Source organism: Shewanella marisflavi (assembly GCF_002215585.1).
GTDB lineage: Bacteria > Pseudomonadota > Gammaproteobacteria > Enterobacterales > Shewanellaceae > Shewanella > Shewanella marisflavi.
On record NZ_CP022272.1, the window covers coordinates 3,305,540 to 3,327,130 of the forward strand.

A 21,591-nucleotide genomic window follows, 5' to 3' on the forward strand; every position below is an offset into this window, starting at 1 on the left:
CTCCCAGGCTGACGTGACTCGTCAGCACCATTAAGCTTAGTTAGCGACTTCGCCCTCGCGTGGCGTCTTGCCATTTAAAGGAGAGTGCGCCCCTTGACTCTCTTCGGCTAACTCGCCCGAGCCAAGCATATCGTTAGTGATCATGTTATGACCTTTGAGCAGATCATTGAGTCCGCCCTTTTTGGCATCGACCATGCCTAGCTCTCTAAGCATGGCATCGACGATAGGCGCATTAGCCCGGTAGTTCAGCGCCGCCGAAGTGACCTGCTCGGCAATGCCGCCCTGGCTCAATACCGTCTCGCCGCTACCTTGTGTCGCACCAGAGGTACCATAGCCCTGCAGTATCTTAATCCCTTCGATGTTCTCCAGCGGCTTAACCGCCTGGGCCACCACTTCAGGCAAGGCTTTAAGCATAGCCAGCGCTTTTTGCAGCTCGATCTGCTCGCTGCTCAGCACGTTTTCCGCCTCGTGCAGCGCCTGCTTACCGGCCGCCTCGACCGCATACACCTTCTCATCGGCCTCGGCCTTAAGTTTCTTGGCATCGGCTGCCGCCTTCGCCTCGGTAAGAATCGCGCTTGCCTTATCTTCGGCGGCGCGCTTCTCGGCTTCCGCTTCCACCGTTACGCCAACCGCATCACGCTCGGCTTCCTTACGGGCGTCGATCACTTCGATCTCTTTGCGACGGTTAGCCTCGGCCACCTGACGCACGGTAATAACCGCTTCCTCTTTCTCAACTTTGAGCTTCTCAGCCTCAGCCGCCTTGGCGCGCGCAGCGGATTCCTCTTCCGACTTCTGCGCCACGGCGATCTGCTTATCCTGCTCGGCGACCTCAATATCGCGCTGCTGCTGGATACGAGATTGCTCGATCGCCTTACGCTTCTCGATCTCTCGGGTCTCGATATCTTTAGTCTTCTCAATCTGCGCCGTCTCTACCGCGCGCTCCTTGGCGATCTCCGCCTCGCGCTCTTCACGGGTCTTCTGTTCTTGCTTCTTGAGGATCTCTGCCTTTTGTTCGGCGCGCTTAAACTCCAGCGCCTGTTGTTGAATTAGACGCGCTTCCTCTTCCGCCTTCTCGATCTCAAGCGACTCTTTTTCGGCTTCCAGGTTACGCTGCTCTATCTTGATGCGGTTTTCCTGCTCGATGTCGTTGGTCTCTTTGCGCTTCTCTTCGATGATCTTCGCCAGGCGAGCACGCCCCTCAGCATCGAAGGCGTTATTTTCATTAAAGAACTGTAGATCGGTCTGGTCGAAACCTGTCAGTGATACCGACTCCAGCTCGAGACCGTTTTTCTCCAGATCGTTGGCGACATTATTCTGTACCCGCTGCACGAAATCGGCGCGCTGTTCATGCATCTCTGTCATGGTCATCTCTGCCGCCACCGCACGTAGCACGTCGACAAACTTGGACTCCATCAGCTTCTTCACCTCTTCGACACGGGTGGTACGCGTACCCAGTGTCTGAGCCGCCATGGAGATCCCCTCGACACTTGGCGCTACACGCAGATAGAAGTCGGCGCGCACATCGACCCGCATGCGATCTTTGGTGATCAATGCATCTTTCTGCATCTTCTCCACTTCGATTCGCAGGGTATTCATGTTGACCGCGATGGTTTCATGTAACACGGGCAATACGATGGCACCGCCATCTTTAATGATTTTCTCCCCGCCAAAACCCGTCCTGACAAAGGCGGTCTCTTTCGAGGCCCGTCGGTATAACTTGGCAAATATCAGGCCGATAACCAAGAGACCGATAAGCGCAGCGCCAATGGCAATAAAAACAAAGCTGCCACCCAATGAGACGCCTATTCCTTCAATTTCATTCATTTTTCATCCTTAATCTAAAATCACTTGTATCAAGCGGGTAAAATGGCGAGCCTCAGGCTCGCCGAAAGTTAAAGGTCATCGTTAAACTGCACCACAGACCAAACCTTGCCGTTGCGATGCAGGAGTACCACAGAGGTGCCCTGAGAAAAGGCTTCACCGGCCAACTCGGGCTCCACCAGTACATAATGTTTCTGCTGATAGATATCTCGTACCACGGCCTCACTAGGAAACCCCTTGCGAGCGCAACCTAAGGTAACGACTCCCACCAGTCCGCTCAGTTCATCAACAGAGACGGCAGAAGATTCGTTTTTCGGAAGTAGATCGGCAAGGCGACTGCCAAGGAAACGACAGGAGAGCGCGGTTAACACCAGGGCGCCAGGAATACTCATCACGGGAGAAAGTGACGTCACAAAGGTCAGCCCCAGATAATTAATCGCAAAGCCCGCGATGGCAAAACTGGTTAAGGCTAACACCAACCAAATAAGTAGCGGTAAACGATCCAGGCAGAGCCAGCCGGCAACGCCTGTGACACCAGACACGGCGGTATCGACATCGGCGTCCATCTCCATGGGTGTCATATCGTCCAGAAGACCAAACAGGCTCAGACCAAAGGCCATAGACAGGCCTTCGACCAATCCCAGTAAGATCACGAATGCCAGTGCTAGGCTATAGGGTAAGTTATCGGTAAGAAGTAAAAAGTCCACTGTCTCTCTCCATGAGAAAAGCCTATTTCCTTCAAGAAAATTTAAGGCCTGCTTAATATTGAGCGCATATCTTCCTAGCTTGGCAACTTGGGCAACGAATGACTGACAAAACGATAAAGTCACCAAGTCTGAGAGAATAACAGACTGAATAATTGAGTTAAATAGCCAAATTACACATTTGTTTTTGCTAATCTAAACAGCCATACCATGCCATTGATAAGCCCTACAAGCTGTGCGAACATCTAGCCTTTACCCCATTTAAGCCCGACTTATGCAGATACGAGAAATACAGACTCAGGATTGGCCCGCCATATTAGTAATACAAGATGAGTGCTACCCCAACATAGCGCCCGAATCCGAGACTGCCCTGCAGAGTAAGGCAATGCTCTCACCAAGCACCTGCTGTGTGGTGACTCAAGATGACACAGTTATCGGATACTGCCTAGCGCATCCCTGGCAGCGTGATACCCCGCCGAGTCTGGAGCAGGTACTGGACACCTTGGAAAAGCAAGAAACCCTCTACCTGCACGATATCGCTTTTTCCGCCAAGGCCCGTGGCCTAGGTGCTGGCACCGCCGTGTTCGACCGTCTGCTTGCTCAGGCTAAACGTCTGTCACTACCAAGCATCTCACTGGTGGCCGTGGGCGGCGCACACACATATTGGCAACGCCTGGGATTTAAATCGCGTATAATCGACAAATCATTAGATAGCTACCCGGATGATGCCTGCTATATGGTGTACGCCATCGATTAGCATTATCCGCTGCGCTTCAATTTATCAGTAAGAGAATATTATGGCACGTAGAGTCGGTTATACCTTTAAAAATCAGTACAAAGAGATCAACTTCGTTTACGACAAGTACCACGATATCTATGAGGCAGTCGCCGCCGCAGAAGGGATAGATTTGACTCGTTATCTCGCCATGGAGGCTCAGGTCGCCATGACATCCAAGGGCTCTCAGGCGGTGAAAGACTATCGTCAGAAGGAGTTTGCCCGCTTCGGCTTTAGCGATATCCACTTTATCCGAGATGAAAGCCAAGACTAACTTAGCTAGAATAGCCCCCCATTTATGCCTTTAACCAGATGATGTAGGCCCAAGATGTCTAATATTGAACATGCCAATTTTCCCAGAGCCGGTTTCATTCGCCGTATGGGCGCAATAGTATACGATCTCCTACTGGCCGTTGCCGTCTATATGGTGGCCGGTGCCATCGGCTTTGGTTTCTTTATTGCCCTCACCAGCAGTGGCTTGATCTCAATGCAGGGATTCGAGCATGTTTCAGATCTGCTCAACGCGACACCGCTTTACAAAGGGTTGTACCAACTGTGGATCGCCTTGTGTGTCGGTTTCTTCTATGTACTGTTCTGGAGTCGTGGTGGCCAAACCTTGGGCATGCGCGCCTGGCGCCTCAAGATCCAACATCCTAACGGCCAGTGCCTGAGCATGATCACAGCCGGCGCTCGCCTGGTCTGGTCTCTGCTGGGGATAGGTAATTTATGGATCTTAATCAACGGCGACAAGCTGGCGCTGCAAGATATGATGACCCGCTCAGAGGTGGTGGTGTTGTCCAAAGAAGCCAATCAGATGCGTAACTGGCACGGCGTTTAATGGCTAATTTGTGATAGCTGTATAAGCAGTTCATTTTGACAGATAGCGGCTCACCGCAACTTTGGCCGCATTAACCTGCCATGAAAAAAGGACCTCTAGGGTCCTTTTTTATTAGTCTGCTTAGCATCAGGATTTAATCAGCCTGCGCTATTTTCGAATATAGTAGATCGCCACACCGCTAAAGATAATGGGCGGCATCACGGCCCCCAATATGGCTGGCAGGCCGTACACTAGCGTCATAGGGCCAAAGATCTCATTGCAGATATAGAAGCTGAAACCTGCCATCACCCCTAATAGCACACGTGCACCCATGGTGACAGTACGCAGTGGGCCAAACACAAACGACAGCGCCACCAGCATCATGACCGCAACCGTTATCGGCTGCATGATCTTTCGCCACAGCGCCAGTTCATAACGGCCTGAATCCTGATTGTTTACCCGCAGATACTCAAGATAATCCACCAATCCCTGAATCGATAACGCCTCAGGTTTCACCGAGACCACACTGAGCTTATCGGGCGTCAGGGTCGACTCCCAGCGGAATAGTGTCAGGTCCGTCTGGCTCACCTTTTCAGCTGAGATATTGGTCTGGCGCACATCCAGCAGTCGCCAATGATCGCTCGAATAAACACCACGTCTCGCTTCAATGGTGCCCACCAGGTTGAGGTTATCGTCAAACTCATACAGCACAACATTATGCAGGGTATTGATGTTTTCAATCTCACCGATTTTTACAAACAGATCGCCATCTCTGGCCCAGATACCACGACTCGACTTAAATAGACTACCGCCTGAGAGCTTGACCGCCTGTAGCTCCTTACCATGACGCTCGGCAACGGGGGCTCCCCACTCGCCTAAGGCCATCACTAAAATCATCAAGGGCACCGCGGTTTTCATCGCAGACAGGGTGATCTGAAAACGGGACAAGCCTGATGATTGCATCACCACCAGCTCAGAGTTCGACGCCAGCATGCCCATGCCGATCAAAGCCCCTAAGAGCACCGCCATGGGAAAGAACATCTCAATGTCACGAGGGATCAGAAACAGTACATAAATAGCGGCATCGACCATGGTATAGGTGCCCCGCCCCACAAGGCGCAGCTGATCCACCCACTTGATGATGCCTGACAAGCCTGTCAACACCAACAGACACAGGGCAGAGGTGCTCACCAAAACACGAGCTATGTATAAATCTAATATCTTCATGCCTTCACCTTCTTACGCTTAATCAAGCCAGAAAGCTTAGCCCCAGTAGGACGCTCCTTACTCAGCAATAATATCCCCATAACCAGGGCCGAGGCGTGGATCCACCACATCCCCAAATATGCTGGTACCACCTCATCTTCGAGTGCCTTACGCCCTGCAATCATCAAACCGAAATAGCCAAGGTAAAGTAAAATCGCCGGGAACATCTTGGCAAACTTGCCCTGCCTGACATTCACCCTAGCCATAGGCACGGCGATCAGTGTCATAAAGGGGATTGCCAGTGGGATTGCCAGACGCCAGTGGAACTCTGCCACGGCCTCAGGGCCCTCAGTGTCCAGCAGTTGATCGATAGGTAGGGCCGATAGTTTACGGCGGCGCTGATCCACTTCCTGTTCTTTGATCTGCATTTCGTAGCCAGCAAACTGCACCACTTGATAGTCGAGTTGATTGCCCTTGCTCTGATATTGAATACCGTCATTGAGCTTAAGACGCTGCTCGCCGCTTTCATTTTCAACAACGCTGCCCCCTTGAGCCACCACGATATTGGACTGGCTCGCAACGTCTTCAGGATCTGGCAGCTGAGCCACAAACACCTTATCGAGCTGATTATCCCGACCGATACGTTCGACAAACAGTACCGCCCGGCCATTAGGACTGGTTTGAAAACGCCCTTGGGTCAAGGCCGCAAGGCCAGCCTCCGACTGTGCATTTTCCAACACTCGGTTTTGGGTCTCTTCGGCCCAAGGCGTCACATAGATGGATAAAAAGCCGGTAAACAGCATATTGGCGATGGCTAGTAACAGGGTGACGCGGGTGACATACCACTCACTGATCCCGACGCCGTGAAAAACCACCATCTCACTCTCGGCATACATACGACCATGGGCCACCAAAATCCCTAAAAATAGGCTTAATGGCACCACGAGTACCGCGAGGTAGGGAAGGTTGAGACCTAAGAGAGTCATCACTAGAGAGGCGGGAAACTCGCCTTCGGACGCATCTGCGAGTACACGAACAAAATGTTGGCTAATAAAAATAGCTAACAGTACTAAAAGCACCGCCATCTGCGCTTTTAAAACTTCACGAATCAAGTATCTAAATACAATCACAGGCAGGATCCAGTCCCTAAACTTATATTTATGCTGGTATCAGCCCACTTTTCATGTAGACTGTCTACTTTTGGTAGTTTTGTGACCAGCCTTTAACTAAAAATGGCAGAAAAACACCTGAAAAACTAACATTTGGTGTACCAATTTTAGGTCCGTTTTGGACACAAGCAGACATTATCTAATAAATAATAATATTTGTCTTTAAGAATCTAGGAGAGCTCATGGAGTTTAGCGTTAAGAGCGGCAGCCCGGAAAAACAACGTTCCGCCTGTATAGTCGTTGGTGTCTATGAACCTAGACGCCTCTCAGGTATTGCTGAGCAACTGGATAAAATCAGTGAAGGCTACATTAGCAACTTGCTGCGTCGCGGCGATTTAGAGGGTAAACCGGGTCAGATGCTACTGTTGCATCATGTGCCTAACGTGTTAAGTGAACGCGTCCTTCTTGTAGGTTGTGGCAAAGAACGAGAACTAGACGAACGCCAGTACAAGCAAATTATCACTAAGACCATCAACACCTTAAACGAAACAGGTTCAATGGAAGCCGTTTGCTTCCTGACCGAACTGCACGTTAAAGGCCGTGATACCTATTGGAAAGTTCGCGAAGCCGTTGAGTCTACACAAAATAGTCTCTACTGTTTCGACGCACTTAAGACACGCAAAGGCGAGACTCGTCGTCCGCTGCGCAAACTGGTATTTAATGTACCGACCCGCCGCGAACTCACAGTTGGCGAGCGTGCAATCGAACATGGCATGGCCGTATCGAGCGGGACTCACCTGTGCCGTGACGTGGCTAATATGCCACCTAATATCTGTAATCCAGCCTACTTGGCCTCTCAGGCGCGTCAAATCGCCGAAAACCACGAAAATCTCACCGTCAGCACGATTGGCGAAGAGCAGATGGCGAAGCTGGGCATGAATGCCTACCTGGCCGTGGGTCGCGGCAGCCATAACGAATCAGTGATGACGGTTATGGAATATAAAGGCGCGGTGGACAGCACAGAGAAGCCTATTGTACTGGTGGGCAAGGGACTGACCTTTGACTCGGGTGGTATCTCACTCAAGCCTGGCGAAGCCATGGATGAGATGAAATACGACATGGGCGGCGCTGCAGGTGTCATAGGTACCATGCTGGCGCTGTGTAAGCTGAAACTGCCCATCAATGTGGTTGGTGTGCTGGCAGGTTGTGAAAACATGCCATCGAGCAACGCTTATCGCCCAGGTGATATTCTCACGACTATGTCTGGCCAGACCGTTGAGGTGCTTAACACCGACGCCGAAGGTCGCCTGGTATTGTGTGACGTACTGACTTATGTCGAGCGCTTCGATCCTGAGCTGGTCGTCGACACGGCAACCCTCACCGGTGCCTGTGTGATCGCCCTAGGCAAACACGCCTCAGGCCTCTTCTCTTCTCACAACCCACTGGCCCACGAGCTACTCAATGCGGGCGAGCAAAGTGGTGACCGCGCATGGCGCATGCCACTGTGGGATGAGTACCAAGAGCACCTGGAAAGCCCATTTGCCGACATGACCAACCTGGGTGGTCGTCCAGCCGGTTCTATCACGGCGGCCTGCTTCCTGTCGCGTTTTGCCAAGAAGTATAACTGGGCACATCTGGACGTTGCCGGTACAGCCTGGAACAGCGGTGCTAACAAGGGTTCTACTGGTCGTCCTGTACCATTATTGACCCAGTTCTTGATCAATCGCGCAGGCGTTGAACAAGGCGAATAGTCGCAGGTAATAGCCACTGGCGATGCAATTTAGCGAAATAAAAAGGTGAAGCAGTGCTTCACCTTTTTTATTGTCTCAAGCAGCAGGCGTTTTGGTCTTAATCAGCTGGATCATCATCAGCAAGACGCCAGCAAACACGCTAAAGGAAGCGAGAGCCAAAAAAGGGTCCACCACCTCCAAGGCAACAAACTTACCGTAGAGGAGAAACAGGCCTATTGACACGCCAATGGTGCCCGCTTGATGCAAGATAAACTGCACCGTCATCAGCTTTCCTTGTGCAGCCTTAAGCCACAAGCGATAACAAAGTGCATAGCTAAAAGAGATTAGAAAACCTATCATCATGATATGTGCATGGGTCACCAGCTGACCATGATTATGAGAGGCCGCCATATAAAGCCCTAAGGCGAGCCCGAGCAAGGCATAAACAAATGCCGTAATAAGATACCGCCTATCCATCACTATTCCTCCGGTTGACGGTTTAAACCGCCGAAATCCTCTCATTTAGTGTAGATCAGGCTAATAAGATCATGGCATTTAGGCATAACTACCACTTTGTAGCAAATTGTAACCTTTTAAAACCACTTAAAAACAGTATATTAGTAAAGGCAGTATCAATAAATATTCACTGGCTATTGAGTCCTGGTCGACTCTGCTCCTATCATAGGCCTAATAACAAAAACAACAGAAAGTGGACCCATTTTAATGACAAACCTTAACTACCAAATTGGCGGATGCGAATTAGACTGCAAGTTAATGTCATTAAAACATGCACAAAGCAGCATAAAACTCTCTTCTAAAGTCTTTGAACTCCTGATGCTGTTTATTAACAGCCCAGACAATATTGTGTCTCGTCAACAAGCTGTTGAGACCATCTGGCTTGGCAATGAGGGGGTTGGCAAGAAGGGGTTTACCAATGGGATCTGGGTGCTGAGGAAAGCCTTCAAAGAGCTGGGAATCGAAGAGGAGGTGTTTAACACCTTGCCAAAGCTCGGCTATCAGCTAACGCTACCTGTACAAGCATTATCTGCTGAACAAACGCCGACTCCACGCAAGCCCTACATAAATATTCTGGCCGCTTCGGCTGTATTTGCGCTACTGACCTGGCTTGGTTATTCATGGTTTAGCCCCAGCACTCCACCTGTGCTCGATGAACCCAGCACAGCCCAGGTCGTCATGGCGCCAACTAAAATAAAAGTCACTAACTATGGCGGCGTAGAAGAGCATATCGCGGTATCCCACGATGGCCAGCGTCTGGCCATGCAATGGCGAGACAACTCACTCAGCGGTAAGATCTACATCAAAGAACTCAATCAGGCCGATGCGCCGCTCACGCTGATCTCCTTTGAAAACAATGAAGAAGCCTCACCAGCCTGGTCCCTGTCCGATAAAAAGCTCGCCTACGTTAGAGTCGACCACAGTGGTGAATGCCAGGTCAGAATAAGAAATCTGCTCGACAATACCGATGCCTTAGTGGCCTCTGATTGTTTTTATATCCCCTATAAGCGCATCGTATCTTGGTCAGGCGTCGACGATAACCGTTTGATCTATGCTAAAAAAATGGATGACAGAGTCGCACTTATCGCCTATTCACTAACCACAAAGCAGAGCCAACAGATCAGCTTTCCCAATAAAAATGAGATCGATTACGCCCCCAAATGGCTCAAACAAGACACTCAGCTGGCTTTTATTCGTGAGCGAGCGGCCTCTAATCTGTTGAATCTGGTGCTACAAGATCAAGATGGCCAGCTGCAACAACTGATTCAAGACAGCGGTAGCATAGTAGATTTCGACTATTCGGCACGAGAAGAGCTCTTTTACGTCAACAACATCGACGGCGCAGCGGCAATCATCTCGCGCATTCGCCCTGATGGCAGCCAACTTTCGCCGATACCCCAATCAGGACTGCCCAGCAGCATCACACTGTCCGATAACAACAAGTTGCTATATATCACAGAACATATTTCCAAAGAGTACATCACTCAACAGGCCTATGCCGATGGCAAGCAGCTGCGCCGCATCTCCTCCTCCTCACGGGATATGTACGGCAAATATTCACAGGCCAGTGACGACATATTGTTTCTCTCGAACCGCTCCAAGCTTTGGTCCATCTGGAAAAACAACAAGGTCAGCAGTAAGAATATCACCCACTCATTGGGCAATGTGGGCGTGCCCGCCATCTCCCCCGTCAGCACTGACTTTGCAGTCAACATCATGACTGATACAGGGAGAACTCTATATATCGGCAATATTGAATCGGAAAACTATCGTGCCATCGATACCCAGGGACTAGAAGCCGAGAATTTAAGCTGGTCGCAAGATGGCCGACACCTCTATTTTAAGGGCTTTGCCGATAAGCGAAACGGTATCTATAAGTTGAATGTAAATTCCGGCGAGCTTGAGCAGATCACCCAGCAGAAAGGGGTCTATGCGATTGAAGGAAAAGACAGCAATACCCTCTACCTTTCCCAGTTTGACCAGAATGGCATCTGGCATTTCGACCGCACCACAGGTCAAATGAACCAACTTACCGACAAGCTGGCAAAATATGACTACGGCGCTTTTTATTATGAGCAAGGCTATCTCTACTTTCTGGCCAGAGACGCTGAGTTCGACACCATCATGCGCATCAAACCTGATAGTGAGCACCATACGCCAGAAGTGGTTCGTCAATATCCGGCCGACTCGGTAAGAAAATTTTTTGGCCTCTCGCGGGCCGATGGCGAATCCTATTTAGTCACCCTCAAACTGGCTAACGAGGCAGATGTGTATGGTTACTCCCTAACTGCAAACTAAAGATACAATATCGTATCTAATTGATTAAAAGCGGAATAGATGTTTTTTAGATAAAAATATTACCTCAACAGACCAAAAATCGGGGAATAATCGAGTTCCCCTTCATTGTACCTACGTAGCCTTCACGTTATTAAATTGTTGCAGTCATGAATCGTTGACTCGACAGCAAAAATATAACAAGAAGGAAAGGACATGAAATTTAACAAATGCACCCTAGCATTATGCGTCTCGACCGCTATTCTCTCTGGGGCCCTTCAGGCCAAGACAGAATCGATCGTGGCTTTCGGTGCCGAGCAGGCACAGTCCAAGGGAACCTATACTTTCTCTTTAGCGCAATCAGAGAAGGATTCTGGCCAGCAGATTCTGGACACTCAGCAGGTACTCAAGCAACAAGCAGAACTTCTAGCACAAATTAAAACCATCGACCCACAAGCTCGCTTCGTGGGAAGTACTCATCTGCTGGCAAATACCATCACGCTGGAAGTACAAAACAGCGCGCTGGCAGAGATCCGCAAGTTAGATGCCATAGCCCAAACCTTCTACGGTCAACAGCTACAGACAGCCAAGCAGGATCCAAATAATCATCAGGTAATGAATACTTCAACTGCAGAAGAGATCAGCCTGATGACGCCCTACATGGGCAAAGAAACCGCAGGTAAAGGGGCCAGCGTTGCTATCATCTCTACCGGTATCGACTATACCTTGCCAGTCTTTGGCGGCTCTGGTGTTTATGGCGAAGATAACGACCCTGAAACGCCACCACCAGCGGGAAGCTACCTAGAAGCCCTTGAAAACGGCGCCATCGAGTACAGCGGATTTCCAACGGCTGTGGTGAAAGGCGGCTGGGATTTCTCTAGCGAGAACTTTGGCAATGACGCCAACCCAATCGATCAAAACTTAAGCTATGAGTCCTATAACGGCTGGGTTTACCCCACTGGCCAAGGCACCGAGCTGGCGAGTATCGTTCACCAACTCGCCCCAGGTGCAGAGTTACACGCCTACAAGGTCTATAACGTCTCTGAAAACAATGGTTGGGTGTCTGCCTCAGCCCCTAGCATGGCAAAAATCGTAGCAGCCCTTGAGCATGCACTCGATCCTAACCAAGATGGTGACACAAGCGACCATCTGGATATCGCCTTGATAGAAGCTGCCGGCGCTGGTGCCTTCTTTGACATCGATGGTAATTCATCCCCTAGCCTGATACAGATGCTAATCGAGCGTGTATCGGCTCAAGGCATGACAGTGGTTACCCACGCAGGTGATTTGGCGAAATACTCTCTCTTTGGTGATGCAGAGGCTAAACACCGTAACTGGATCTCTTCAGAAGGCAGTTCAACATCGGCCATCACTGTCGGTGCGGTCAATTATGCCGACGATGGTGAGACGCTGGTCATCCCTGAATGGGCTCCTATGGGACCGGTTCGTGGTTCTCAGGCCCTTAAGCCTGAAATCGTCACTTTGAGCGACAACCAAACCGTTGCCAAGATCTCTAACCCTGATGAAACAGCCCCTAGACTGGGTAGCCGCTCAGGCGCGTTAACCAGCGCCGCACGTATTGCTGCTGCCGCTGCTGTCATTAAGAGCGAGTTCCCAGGTTTCGGCCCTGCAGAAATCAAGGCAATACTTGCCAACACTGCCAATGTTAACGCCATCCTGGAAAGCGATGGCATGACCCCAGCTGAACTTTACGCCATGGGTCACGGCATGGAAAACCTGGAAAATGCAGTTGCTTCGCCAATTGTTGCCTGGGAAACCAGCAGCTATCAACCTTATGTGCAGTTTGGTATGCATGAAGTGGGACAAAGCAAGACGCTGCATAAGCGCATCACGCTAAGAAACATCTCAGATACCACTCAGACGTACCAGATCGCCTACAAGATGAATGGCGAAAAAGCCGCTCACGAGGCACTTAGCTTCAACATGCCAGAAAGCGTGAATATTCCCGCCAACTCTAGCGTGATCCTACCGATCACTATCACGGTCGATGGCAATAAGTTGCCTCAATGGCCACTGATGAGTACCGGTGACCACACTGATGCCAATCTAAAAGCCACCGAACTTAACGGCTATATTAGTCTGACTTCAGAGTCAAAGCCTGAGATCAACCTGGGCTGGATGCTCAAGGCGCGTCACAGCACCAGTATCACCAAGCGCCCAAACGCTATCGAATTTCCCTCATACCTCGGCTATAACCCAGACTTGGGCCAAACCGAGTGGGATCATCTCGAATGGGGGCATGAGCTATATCCTAATAATGAATATGGCTCAATCAACTACCAAGGTTATGTCGCCTCTTTCGTGAACAACTCAGACTCGGCAACCACCTTTCAGGCTTACCCTTTGCTGCTGCAAAACAAAACCCTACCTGAGCACCTACAAAACCTTAGCGGCCATATGATTAAAGCTGTCGGTGGCGCTATTTTTGATGATGCCCAATGTAGCGTAACGGGTAAGAAGCTAAACATCGCCGTCAGCCTGTTTGATCGCGCCGACACCGCCTTACCGAACTATTATGAGCGCGGTCCACGCCTATTTACCTTTGACCTGTTCTACGAGGCCATGGTGAAAGAAAATGGCTGGGATAACAGCTTCGAAGGAGCCTACATCTGGGACGACGCTCAACGTGTTGCTCAACCCTTTGTTGCGCTCAATGACAAGGGACAGCCGACCACCTATGTGATCGACTACACCATCCCTTATGATTACTCAAATCCAACCGGACGCTACAAAGAGTCATCTCTGCCAACGCATTTTGCCAATAACGGTAAAAATGTTGTGTCGCAAATCTGTTTAGAAGATATGTTTCACCATGAGCTAGACAGTGTAGAAGACTTCGATCAAAACTTTGGTTTCCATATCGAAACCGATCGTCATACGGGCAGGGATCAATATGAGCCTATAGTCCAATTTAACCCAATCAAGGGCGGTAGCTACACAGTAGAGCAGTCTTGCTACCTGGATTGGTTCAGTGGCGAAGAAGTCTGTAGCGACATCGTCTTTGATCGCTCAGTGCATGTGGGTTTTGCCGCAATGGAAGAGGGCAAATCAGCAGGCGAGCTTGATTATCAGCAGACCTTTACCGCTCAACCTGGCGAAGAGATCTATATCGCTTCAGTGGGCACCGCTGAGATGGGGGGCATAGGCCCAATCGAAGCGCCTAAAGGCTTCATGGTCGTCAGCCTCAACGACGATTTCATGCAAGTTGGCTACAACTCCCTCATGGACGACGATGGCTCAGTGATCGCTAAGGCGCAAGCTGGACAGCACTTTAGTGTTGAAGAAAACGCTGAAGTCGGCACTGTTGTAGGCAAGATAGAGTTGGATTCACAAGGCTTCTTCACCTACCCATCAACCAAGTACACGCCGTTTGAGCTGCACATCACCAATACACTGGTCGGTACACCGTTTGCCATCAATCAGGAAACCTATGAGCTTTATGTGGTTAACCCTGATGCGCTCGACTACGAAAATAACCGTGAGTTCGAGATAAAGGTAACGCCTAAATCAGGCCGTGACATAGGTGACACTGAAACCCTGACCGTGAGTGTTGTTGACATCAATGACGTTGCACCACAGGTCAATGAAGACGTTGCCGCCTCACTGTCGGTACCAGAACTCATCTTCAAGTCTGGTTCATCAGCAAACTTCACCTTAGATATTGCCGGTCTGTTCAACGATCTAGAAGGCAATAGCCTGAGCTACGAAGTGGAAGGCACTGGCTTCTCGGCGCTGTCTATCAGCGGCACCGAAATCACAGGTCAAGTTGAGAACGAAGGTAGTCACATGCTGACCATCATCGCCTCTGACGGTGTGCATCAGGTCACTCATATGCTAGAGGTCGATGCAAGCTTTGAACCTGAAAGCGACGGTGGCTCACTAGGCTGGATGTCGCTCATCCTGGGTGCCTTGGCGCTAGTTCGCCGTCGCACTTCACGCTAGTTAGTAAAACCCTTGTGGGATAGCCGGTAAAACGGCTATCCCCCATTTCACAACCCTTTAGGTAATCAAATGAAATTAAGTCGTAGAAGTTTGTTGCTTAGTGCATTAACGGCTGCCATCGCTTGTTCAACCCATGCCGATGATACTAAGCCATTGCAAACCCTTATCCCTGGCCAAGAAAAACTAAAACTCGAACGCGCCGATAAACAACGCAACGACGGTATGTACTTTGTACGTTTCAAGGAAAGCCCTGTTGCCAGTTATGACGGCTCACTTGCCGGTTATGCGGCGACCAATATTCAGATTAACACCGCAAACAAACAAGCCTCAGGCCTGTTAAACAGCCACTCAAAGGCAAGTCTGCAGTACAAAAGTTATTTGAAGCAGCAGCAAGCAGCGACCAAACAAAGACTCAACAACCTGCTTAAACGTGTCCTCAATCCAACCCATGAATACCAGCTTGTGGTCAATGCCATGGCGGTTGAACTTCGTCCGGGCGAAGCCAGCATGGTTGCAAAAGACCCCAATGTTCTTAGCGTAGAGCCTATCGGCCTGCACTTTATTCAAACTTCAACAGGCCCAGAATTTATTGGCGCTAAACAGGTCTGGCAGGGTGATGCGCAAGTCAGCGCGACTCAAGGTGAAGGCGTCATCGTGGGTATTATGGATTCAGGCATCAATGCCAACCACCCCTCTTTTGCCGAAGTGGGTGCCGATGGATACCGCCACACCAACCCTCTGGGAGAGGGTCAATATTTAGGTGACTGTCAGCAATATAGCCAATTTTGTAATGGCAAGCTGATAGGTATCGTCAGTTATCCTGAGCTGATTCAATATCGTCTCGATAGCGCCGATAGCCTAGATAACCCTGAGTATGATGACTTAGAAAATAAGACCCAGGTCGGCTATGACTTCAATGGTCATGGATCACATGTCGCCTCTACGGCAGCAGGCAATATATTACATGACGTCAATTTCTACCTGCAGGCGGAAGAGGAAGATGGCACAATCATCGCTCAAAAGAGTGCCTTTGAATTCGACGCGATTAGCGGCGTTGCACCTCACGCAAACCTAGTCTCTTACCAGGTTTGTGACGATGGTGGCTCTTGCTATCCAGAATTTACCCTTAAGGCGATTGAACATGCCATCGAAAATGGCGTACAAGTGCTCAACTATTCAGTGGGCGGCTCGGCAAGAGATCCTTGGTCTTCTATCGACGCCGAAGCCTTCCTCAATGCTCGCCAGGCTGGTATTCACGTGGCCGTCGCGGCGGGTAACGCAGGCCCAACAGCCGGCACCATTGGCGCACCGGGTAACGCCCCTTGGGTAACCACAGTAGCGGCCTATAGCCACGACTTAGCCTTTAAAGAAAAGCAGATAACCGGCATGACCGGCGGCGAGACACCTCCTGGCAACATGAGCGGGTTTGGCGCGACATCAGGGATCACAGGACCTGTCATCTTGGCCTCAAGTGTTAGCGCTGACAACGCACAATGCACCGAACCGTTTGAACCAGGTAGCTTTAACGGTGAAATCGTTGTCTGCGAACGCGGCGTTAACGCCAGGGTCCGCAAAGGGATCAATGTTCAAGCAGGCGGCGCGGGCGGCATGATTTTGATTAACATGCCTGGCGGTGCTGACTCACTCAACCATGACAACCATGTATTACCGGCCATTCATCTCAATGCCGATAACGGTGAGCGTCTGACGCAATGGTTGGCAAGCGGTGAAGGTCATCAGGCGACAATTGAAGCCACTGAGACAACAAGAGATCCAAGTCTTGGCGATATCGCCGGCGTATTTACCTCTCGTGGCCCTAACCTGCCCTACACCAATATCTTCTCGCCAGATATTGCCGCCCCCGGGGTGAACATTTATGCTGCCAACGCCGAAGACAGAATCTTTGAAGGACAGATTGGCCACATCCCATATGTCAGCTTTTCTGGTACCTCTATGGCCAGTCCTCATGTAGCTGGTGCCTATGCGCTGCTGAAAGCGACTCATCCAACTTGGACACCGGCACAAGCACAGTCGGCCATCATGAGTACCGCCCATCAGACGACCTATAAAGACGATGACTTTGATGGCGTCACCCAGCGTTCGGACTTCTTCGATCAAGGCGCGGGTAGTCTGCGCATCAATAAGGCATTGAAGGCCGGTCTGCTGCTGGATGTTAGCAAGGAGGAGTATCTTGCTGCCAACCCTGAAATAGGAGGCGACCCAACTAATCTTAACACCAGCTCTATGGTGCAAAATCAGTGTATTTCAAACTGCAGCTGGACTCGCACTGTTACCGCGACCCAAAGCAGCAGCTGGACTGCTGAATATGAGTACCTCAACCCAGGTTTCACCCTGGAAGTGACGCCAGCCAGCTTCTCGCTAAATGCTGGTGAATCTCAAGTAATCACTATCAAAGCAGCTGCCAACATCAACTTGGTAGATGAATGGGTGCATGGCTATATCAAGCTTAACAATGCCGATGCCAGCATGAGCGACACTCATCTGCAAGCCACCATTGGCTTTAAAGCTGGACAAGTGATCGAAGAGATCGCCGCCGAGCTGAATAATGTCGATAACAGCATACTCATAGAAGATATCTTTACTTCTGGCAGTAATGACCTGCAGAGCCGTGGTTTTGGTCTGTTTAAGGCGCAGTCCTTTACTGGCAGCGCGATCGGTTCATCTAACGATGCTGAGCGTAACAGCCCATATTCTAACCCTGAAGTGATCTTCAGCGTGCCGACTGTGGTCAAGCCATACACCAAGCGCTTGGTGGTTGAGATAACTGACACGACGTCGCCAGATATGGATCTCTTTGTCGGTATCGATGAGAACGGTGACGGCATGCCAGATGCCTATGAATTGTTCTACTCTCTTGTTTGTCTCAGTGGTGAAGTTGACTCGAAAGAGCGCTGCGTCGTCGAAAATCCACCATCAGGTAACTATTGGATCTTTGCCCATAACTACGAGGGCACGGTAGAAGATCAAGCCGACGAAGTGACCTTAGAGATCACCCATGTGAACTATAGCAACCAGGCGAGCTTCGACATCACGGCGCCAAGCCAGGTGGCACAGGATGAGCGCTTTGACATTAGCTTGACCGTTAATGGCTACCTTGACGATAGCCAGACGCTACAGCCACTGGAAGCTGACGCCACCTACTATGGTCTGCTGGAGCTGGGTACGACCCCAGATCTTAAGCGCAATATTGGCGCAACACTGATCAAGGTAAAAGGCTTAACGCCAGTGGAAGTGCCGCTCAATACACCGCCGGTAGTCGCTAACCCTATCGCAGATGTTAAAGCACAACTTAGCACCGCTGGTAGCGCTGTGGTCAACGTCGATCTCAGCCAGGTATTTAGCGACCCAGAGGACGATGCGCTTACATTGTCGGCGTCAGGCATTGAGGGGATCAGCCTGTCAGAGCAGCAGCTTGAGCTAACCTTCACTGCTAGCGGCACATTCACTCTCGTGGTCACCGCCAGTGACGGCGAGTTTGAGGCAAGCACCCAATTTGTGGTTACTGTAGAAGATGCGCCTTTACCACCAGTCGAGCCACCTAGTGAATCTAGTGGCGGCGGTGCTATTGGCTTGTATGCCCTGCTGACCCTGCTCCTGTTGGGAATACGCCGCAGACAGTACTCATAACAACCAATACTAATAATAACTAATTTCAATCATAGCAATCGCTTAACTTTTTTGGCTAACAGGGACGTTAGCCAAAATTTTTTTACCGAATGTACTTTCCTCAAAGAATTCACTTCAAAAACGATTAAAATCACGACTATACTGAATCATTAGACTCTCCGGCGAGTCGAATCAAGCTGCTGCACTGCGTAGTATCTTTTCGACACTAAGCAGGACAATACAGTGCGCCATAGATTAAGGATAACTAGATGGAAGCAGATCAGGCTCAGTTAGCCACCAAAGGCTGCCAGCAGTGCGTCAACAATCCTCTTCTCGACTTTGATTTCACCATGGCTTTTCAGCCAATCATAGATATTCATAAGCAAGAGATATTTGGCTTTGAAGCCTTAGTGCGCGGTCCAAATAATGAATCTGCCGCATCTATACTTGCCAAGGTCAATGATGAAAACCGTTACGCCTTCGATCAAACCTGCCGTGTCAAAGCTATCGCCCTCGCAGCAAAGTTAGATTTAGACACTATGCTGAGTATTAACTTTCTGCCCAACGCCATCTATCAACCAGAACGTTGTATCCGCACCACACTGGCCGCCGCCAAGGAATATGGTTTTCCGACAGAAAGAATCATGTTTGAATTTACTGAAGCCGAAAAGATAAAAGACGGCGGACACGTCAAACGCGTGGTGGAATACTACCGAGAACTGGGATTTATCACCGCCATCGATGACTTTGGTGCAGGTTATGCGGGTCTTGGGTTACTGGCCAACTTTCAAACCAACATCATCAAACTGGATATGGAGCTGATTCGTAATATCCACCAAGACAAGACGCGACAAATCATAGTCACGCACACGCTCAACATCTGCCGCGAGCTCAACATCACCTGCCTGGCAGAGGGCATAGAGACAGTTGATGAAATGCGCTGGCTCAAGACCGCTGGTATCAGTCTGATGCAAGGATACCTGTTTGCTAAGCCCGGTTTCGAGTGCCTGCCAGAGGTCGCCTTTCCTATTGGCTAAACCAAGCGTGGGTGATGACCCACGCGCTTTCAATCACAACAAACAGTGTTGGCATGGCGCTTACCTCTTTCGCGCCGCAAAGCTGAACTTTTGCCAATTAGATTGGCATCACAAGCCCTATGTTGTTAGTGTGACCTTAATTTAGGACGACTCACACCAAATAAACGACGGAAATCAGTTATGCCACGCTTACTTTGCATGTTAATCGCCATCATTTCATTCACCATGCCCCTCACCCTGCAGGCAGCCGAAGAGGCCAAAATTGAACCGCCTAAAGCCAACTTGCCACACTCTCAGCAGCCGATATTAGATAAGCCCCTCATAGAGCGCTACATACTCGATGAGCTCAAGACGCTGCGCACCGACCAGCAAGATCTCGAGCGCAGGCTTACGGTGGAGATCACCGACAGGGAATTGGCCGTCGCCGACAAATCTCTTAACTATGCCAATGTGACCGTGACCTATTTCTTCTACATCATAGCGGGGGTTGCGTCGCTCATCGCCTTTATTGGTTGGCAATCCCTTCGGGAGATTAAGACCAATACCGCCAAGCTCGCGGCGGAGCAGTTACAATCCATCACAGAGCAATATGAAGAGAAGTTCAAGGTACTGGAACAAGACCTAAAGCGTAAGAGCCGAATCATCACCAAGAACAACCGAGAGATCGAGATCATCAACGAGATCCACACGCTATGGCTACACGCCCAGAGCGCCCAGACCCCAGAGCAGAAGATCGCCGTCTATAACGAGATCCTCACCATACGCCCCGGTGACCTTGAGGCCATGACCTACAAAGCCGATGCGGCCATGGAGATGCGCGAATTTAACTGGGCGCTGAGCCTGTGTAACAGGGTACTAGAGGTCGATGGCAGTAACGCTCATGCCCTCTACCAGCGCGCCTGCGCCTTTGCCTGCCTGGGTCAGGAAGATCGCGCCCTGTCGGATCTGGAACAAGCCATCGAAAACAGCGTCAGCTTTAAAGAGGTCGCGGCCAACGAAGCCGACTTTGATAACCTGAGAGACAATCCTAAGTTCGATATTCTGATCTCCACCAGCGAGAGCTAAAACCAGCGGCTAGCGCCGTACCGCCACGGCCACAGAAAAGGGACGAGTGTCCCTTTTCGCCCGCCCCATAATTAACAGCGCCCATCATTAAAAGTGACCATACTTAAATAAGCCGGCACTTAAATAAGCCAGTGCTTAAATAAGCCAAAGGTGAAATGTCCTATCCAGGATATGCGCGGCAAATATTGTGGTCGCAAACCGGGGACTAAAATGTCACGTATTATCGCCTATTGTTACGACTACTTGATGCGCGGGCCAGAGCAGGCCTGCCTCATCGACTGGCGCAGGGAATTACTAAGCCAAGTCAGTGGCCGCGTGTTGGAAATTGGTGCCGGTACAGGGGCCAGCCTGCCCCTCTATCCCAAAAAGCAAGAGCTCGAACTGGTACTCACAGAACCCGATGAGGATATGAGAGGTCGACTAGCTGCTGCGATCGCCAAGATGCCAGATAGTCAGATCACTCTGCTCGATTGCCCGGCCGAATCGCTTGCCTGTGACGATGCTAGCTTCGACTGGGTATTTGTTTCCCTGGTCTGCTGCAGTGTCAATGATCTCCCAAGGACGCTAAAGGAGATCTGGCGGGTACTTAAACCCGGCGCTCACCTGCTCTTTCTTGAACATGTCGCTGCTGAGCCGGGCAGCAGGCGGCGACGCTGGCAAGATAGACTGAACTTCATCTGGCGCCGAATTGCCGGTAATTGCCACCTCAACAGAGAGACTGAGGCGCAGCTCCGCCTCGCGGGATTCGAGATAGAGTCCATAAGACGCGAGAGTATGCGTAAGGCGTTCTCCCTTGCCAGACCGACGATTCGCGGTGTCGCACGAAAACCGCGACAGCCTGAACAGCCAAGCTAAATCACCAGGCCCAAATACCAGGCTAAGCCACTAAGCCACTAAGCCACTAAGCCAAATACCAAACTAAACCACTAGGCTAAACCACTAAGCCG

15 protein-coding genes are annotated in these 21,591 nt (G+C 50.4%); 10 read left to right on the forward strand and 5 right to left on the reverse strand.

Translation table 11 applies throughout. The features are described from left to right. Positions 1 to 36: 36 nt before the first annotated feature. Both CFF01_RS14655 and CFF01_RS14660 read right to left on the reverse strand, forming a co-directional pair. A complete protein-coding gene (locus tag CFF01_RS14655; protein ID WP_088905276.1) occupies positions 37 to 1,824 on the reverse strand; it encodes a flotillin family protein in 1,788 nt (595 codons plus the stop codon). Between the two features lie 68 nt (positions 1,825 to 1,892). Then, on the reverse strand, positions 1,893 to 2,528 hold the full coding sequence (locus tag CFF01_RS14660; RefSeq protein ID WP_088905277.1) for an OB-fold-containig protein: 636 nt from the start codon (positions 2,526 to 2,528) through the stop codon (positions 1,893 to 1,895). Positions 2,529 to 2,799: 271 nt separating this feature from the next. Between CFF01_RS14660 and CFF01_RS14665 the strand changes: the two genes are divergently transcribed. From CFF01_RS14665 to CFF01_RS14675, 3 genes are read left to right on the forward strand one after another with little or no spacing between them, the layout of a single operon-like run. Continuing rightward, positions 2,800 to 3,282, forward strand: a complete 483-nt coding sequence (locus tag CFF01_RS14665; RefSeq protein ID WP_088905278.1) for a GNAT family N-acetyltransferase — start codon at positions 2,800 to 2,802, stop codon at positions 3,280 to 3,282. 40 nt (positions 3,283 to 3,322) lie between these two features. After that, positions 3,323 to 3,574, forward strand: coding sequence for a DUF2960 domain-containing protein (locus CFF01_RS14670; RefSeq protein WP_088905279.1), 252 nt, complete (start codon positions 3,323 to 3,325; stop codon positions 3,572 to 3,574). A gap of 54 nt (positions 3,575 to 3,628) precedes the next feature. Next, a complete protein-coding gene (locus CFF01_RS14675) occupies positions 3,629 to 4,138 on the forward strand; it encodes an RDD family protein (protein ID WP_088905280.1) in 510 nt (169 codons plus the stop codon). A gap of 147 nt (positions 4,139 to 4,285) precedes the next feature. Here the strand turns inward: CFF01_RS14675 and lptG are convergent, their stop codons facing one another. Together lptG and lptF are read right to left on the reverse strand one after the other, a co-directional pair. Next, positions 4,286 to 5,344 (reverse strand): LPS export ABC transporter permease LptG, encoded by a 1,059-nt coding sequence (lptG, locus tag CFF01_RS14680; RefSeq protein ID WP_088905281.1) that lies wholly within the window; start codon positions 5,342 to 5,344, stop codon positions 4,286 to 4,288. Beyond that, complete coding sequence (lptF, locus tag CFF01_RS14685; protein WP_033540159.1) at positions 5,341 to 6,453, reverse strand: LPS export ABC transporter permease LptF; 1,113 nt, start codon at positions 6,451 to 6,453, stop codon at positions 5,341 to 5,343. Before lptF ends, lptG begins: the two co-directional genes overlap by 4 nt. Positions 6,454 to 6,674: 221 nt before the next feature. Here lptF and pepA point away from each other — a divergent pair, with 221 nt between their 5' ends. Then, positions 6,675 to 8,183 carry a leucyl aminopeptidase gene (pepA, locus tag CFF01_RS14690; RefSeq protein WP_033540160.1) on the forward strand — a complete coding sequence of 503 codons (1,509 nt, stop codon included), beginning with the start codon at positions 6,675 to 6,677 and terminating at the stop codon, positions 8,181 to 8,183. A 75-nt stretch (positions 8,184 to 8,258) separates the two neighbouring features. Here pepA and CFF01_RS14695 read toward each other — a convergent pair whose 3' ends face one another. Continuing rightward, entirely contained in the window at positions 8,259 to 8,639 is a 381-nt protein-coding gene (locus CFF01_RS14695) for a TonB-dependent receptor (protein ID WP_088905282.1), read from the reverse strand. 297 nt (positions 8,640 to 8,936) lie between these two features. Between CFF01_RS14695 and CFF01_RS14700 the strand changes: the two genes are divergently transcribed. The 6 genes from CFF01_RS14700 (at position 8,937) to CFF01_RS14725 (ending at position 21,499) form a co-directional block, all read left to right on the forward strand. Further along, positions 8,937 to 10,976, forward strand: a complete 2,040-nt coding sequence (locus tag CFF01_RS14700; protein WP_198387054.1) for a winged helix-turn-helix domain-containing protein — start codon at positions 8,937 to 8,939, stop codon at positions 10,974 to 10,976. Between the two features lie 192 nt (positions 10,977 to 11,168). Continuing rightward, positions 11,169 to 14,915, forward strand: a complete 3,747-nt coding sequence (locus CFF01_RS14705; protein WP_088905284.1) for a S8 family serine peptidase — start codon at positions 11,169 to 11,171, stop codon at positions 14,913 to 14,915. Between the two features lie 69 nt (positions 14,916 to 14,984). After that, complete coding sequence (locus CFF01_RS14710) at positions 14,985 to 18,563, forward strand: S8 family serine peptidase (RefSeq protein WP_088905285.1); 3,579 nt, start codon at positions 14,985 to 14,987, stop codon at positions 18,561 to 18,563. Between the two features lie 248 nt (positions 18,564 to 18,811). After that, on the forward strand, positions 18,812 to 19,579 hold the full coding sequence (locus CFF01_RS14715; RefSeq protein ID WP_088905286.1) for an EAL domain-containing protein: 768 nt from the start codon (positions 18,812 to 18,814) through the stop codon (positions 19,577 to 19,579). Positions 19,580 to 19,759: 180 nt separating this feature from the next. Further along, positions 19,760 to 20,644 carry a tetratricopeptide repeat protein gene (locus tag CFF01_RS14720; RefSeq protein WP_033540166.1) on the forward strand — a complete coding sequence of 295 codons (885 nt, stop codon included), beginning with the start codon at positions 19,760 to 19,762 and terminating at the stop codon, positions 20,642 to 20,644. A gap of 210 nt (positions 20,645 to 20,854) precedes the next feature. Further along, complete coding sequence (locus CFF01_RS14725; RefSeq protein WP_088905968.1) at positions 20,855 to 21,499, forward strand: class I SAM-dependent methyltransferase; 645 nt, start codon at positions 20,855 to 20,857, stop codon at positions 21,497 to 21,499. Positions 21,500 to 21,591 lie beyond the last annotated feature (92 nt).

Bases quoted from the DNA above. Each gene is read 5' to 3' on its own strand.
- CFF01_RS14700 (WP_198387054.1), top strand. From the start codon at position 8,937: ATGTCATTAAAACATGCACAAAGCAGCATAAAACTCTCTTCTAAAGTC.
- CFF01_RS14655 (WP_088905276.1), bottom strand. From the start codon at position 1,824: ATGAATGAAATTGAAGGAATAGGCGTCTCATTGGGTGGCAGCTTTGTT.
- CFF01_RS14710 (WP_088905285.1), top strand. From the start codon at position 14,985: ATGAAATTAAGTCGTAGAAGTTTGTTGCTTAGTGCATTAACGGCTGCC.
- CFF01_RS14665 (WP_088905278.1), top strand. From the start codon at position 2,800: ATGCAGATACGAGAAATACAGACTCAGGATTGGCCCGCCATATTAGTA.
- CFF01_RS14670 (WP_088905279.1), top strand. From the start codon at position 3,323: ATGGCACGTAGAGTCGGTTATACCTTTAAAAATCAGTACAAAGAGATC.
- pepA (WP_033540160.1), top strand. From the start codon at position 6,675: ATGGAGTTTAGCGTTAAGAGCGGCAGCCCGGAAAAACAACGTTCCGCC.
- CFF01_RS14725 (WP_088905968.1), top strand. From the start codon at position 20,855: ATGTCACGTATTATCGCCTATTGTTACGACTACTTGATGCGCGGGCCA.
- CFF01_RS14695 (WP_088905282.1), bottom strand. From the start codon at position 8,639: ATGGATAGGCGGTATCTTATTACGGCATTTGTTTATGCCTTGCTCGGG.
- lptG (WP_088905281.1), bottom strand. From the start codon at position 5,344: ATGAAGATATTAGATTTATACATAGCTCGTGTTTTGGTGAGCACCTCT.
- CFF01_RS14720 (WP_033540166.1), top strand. From the start codon at position 19,760: ATGCCACGCTTACTTTGCATGTTAATCGCCATCATTTCATTCACCATG.
- CFF01_RS14675 (WP_088905280.1), top strand. From the start codon at position 3,629: ATGTCTAATATTGAACATGCCAATTTTCCCAGAGCCGGTTTCATTCGC.
- CFF01_RS14715 (WP_088905286.1), top strand. From the start codon at position 18,812: ATGGAAGCAGATCAGGCTCAGTTAGCCACCAAAGGCTGCCAGCAGTGC.
- CFF01_RS14705 (WP_088905284.1), top strand. From the start codon at position 11,169: ATGAAATTTAACAAATGCACCCTAGCATTATGCGTCTCGACCGCTATT.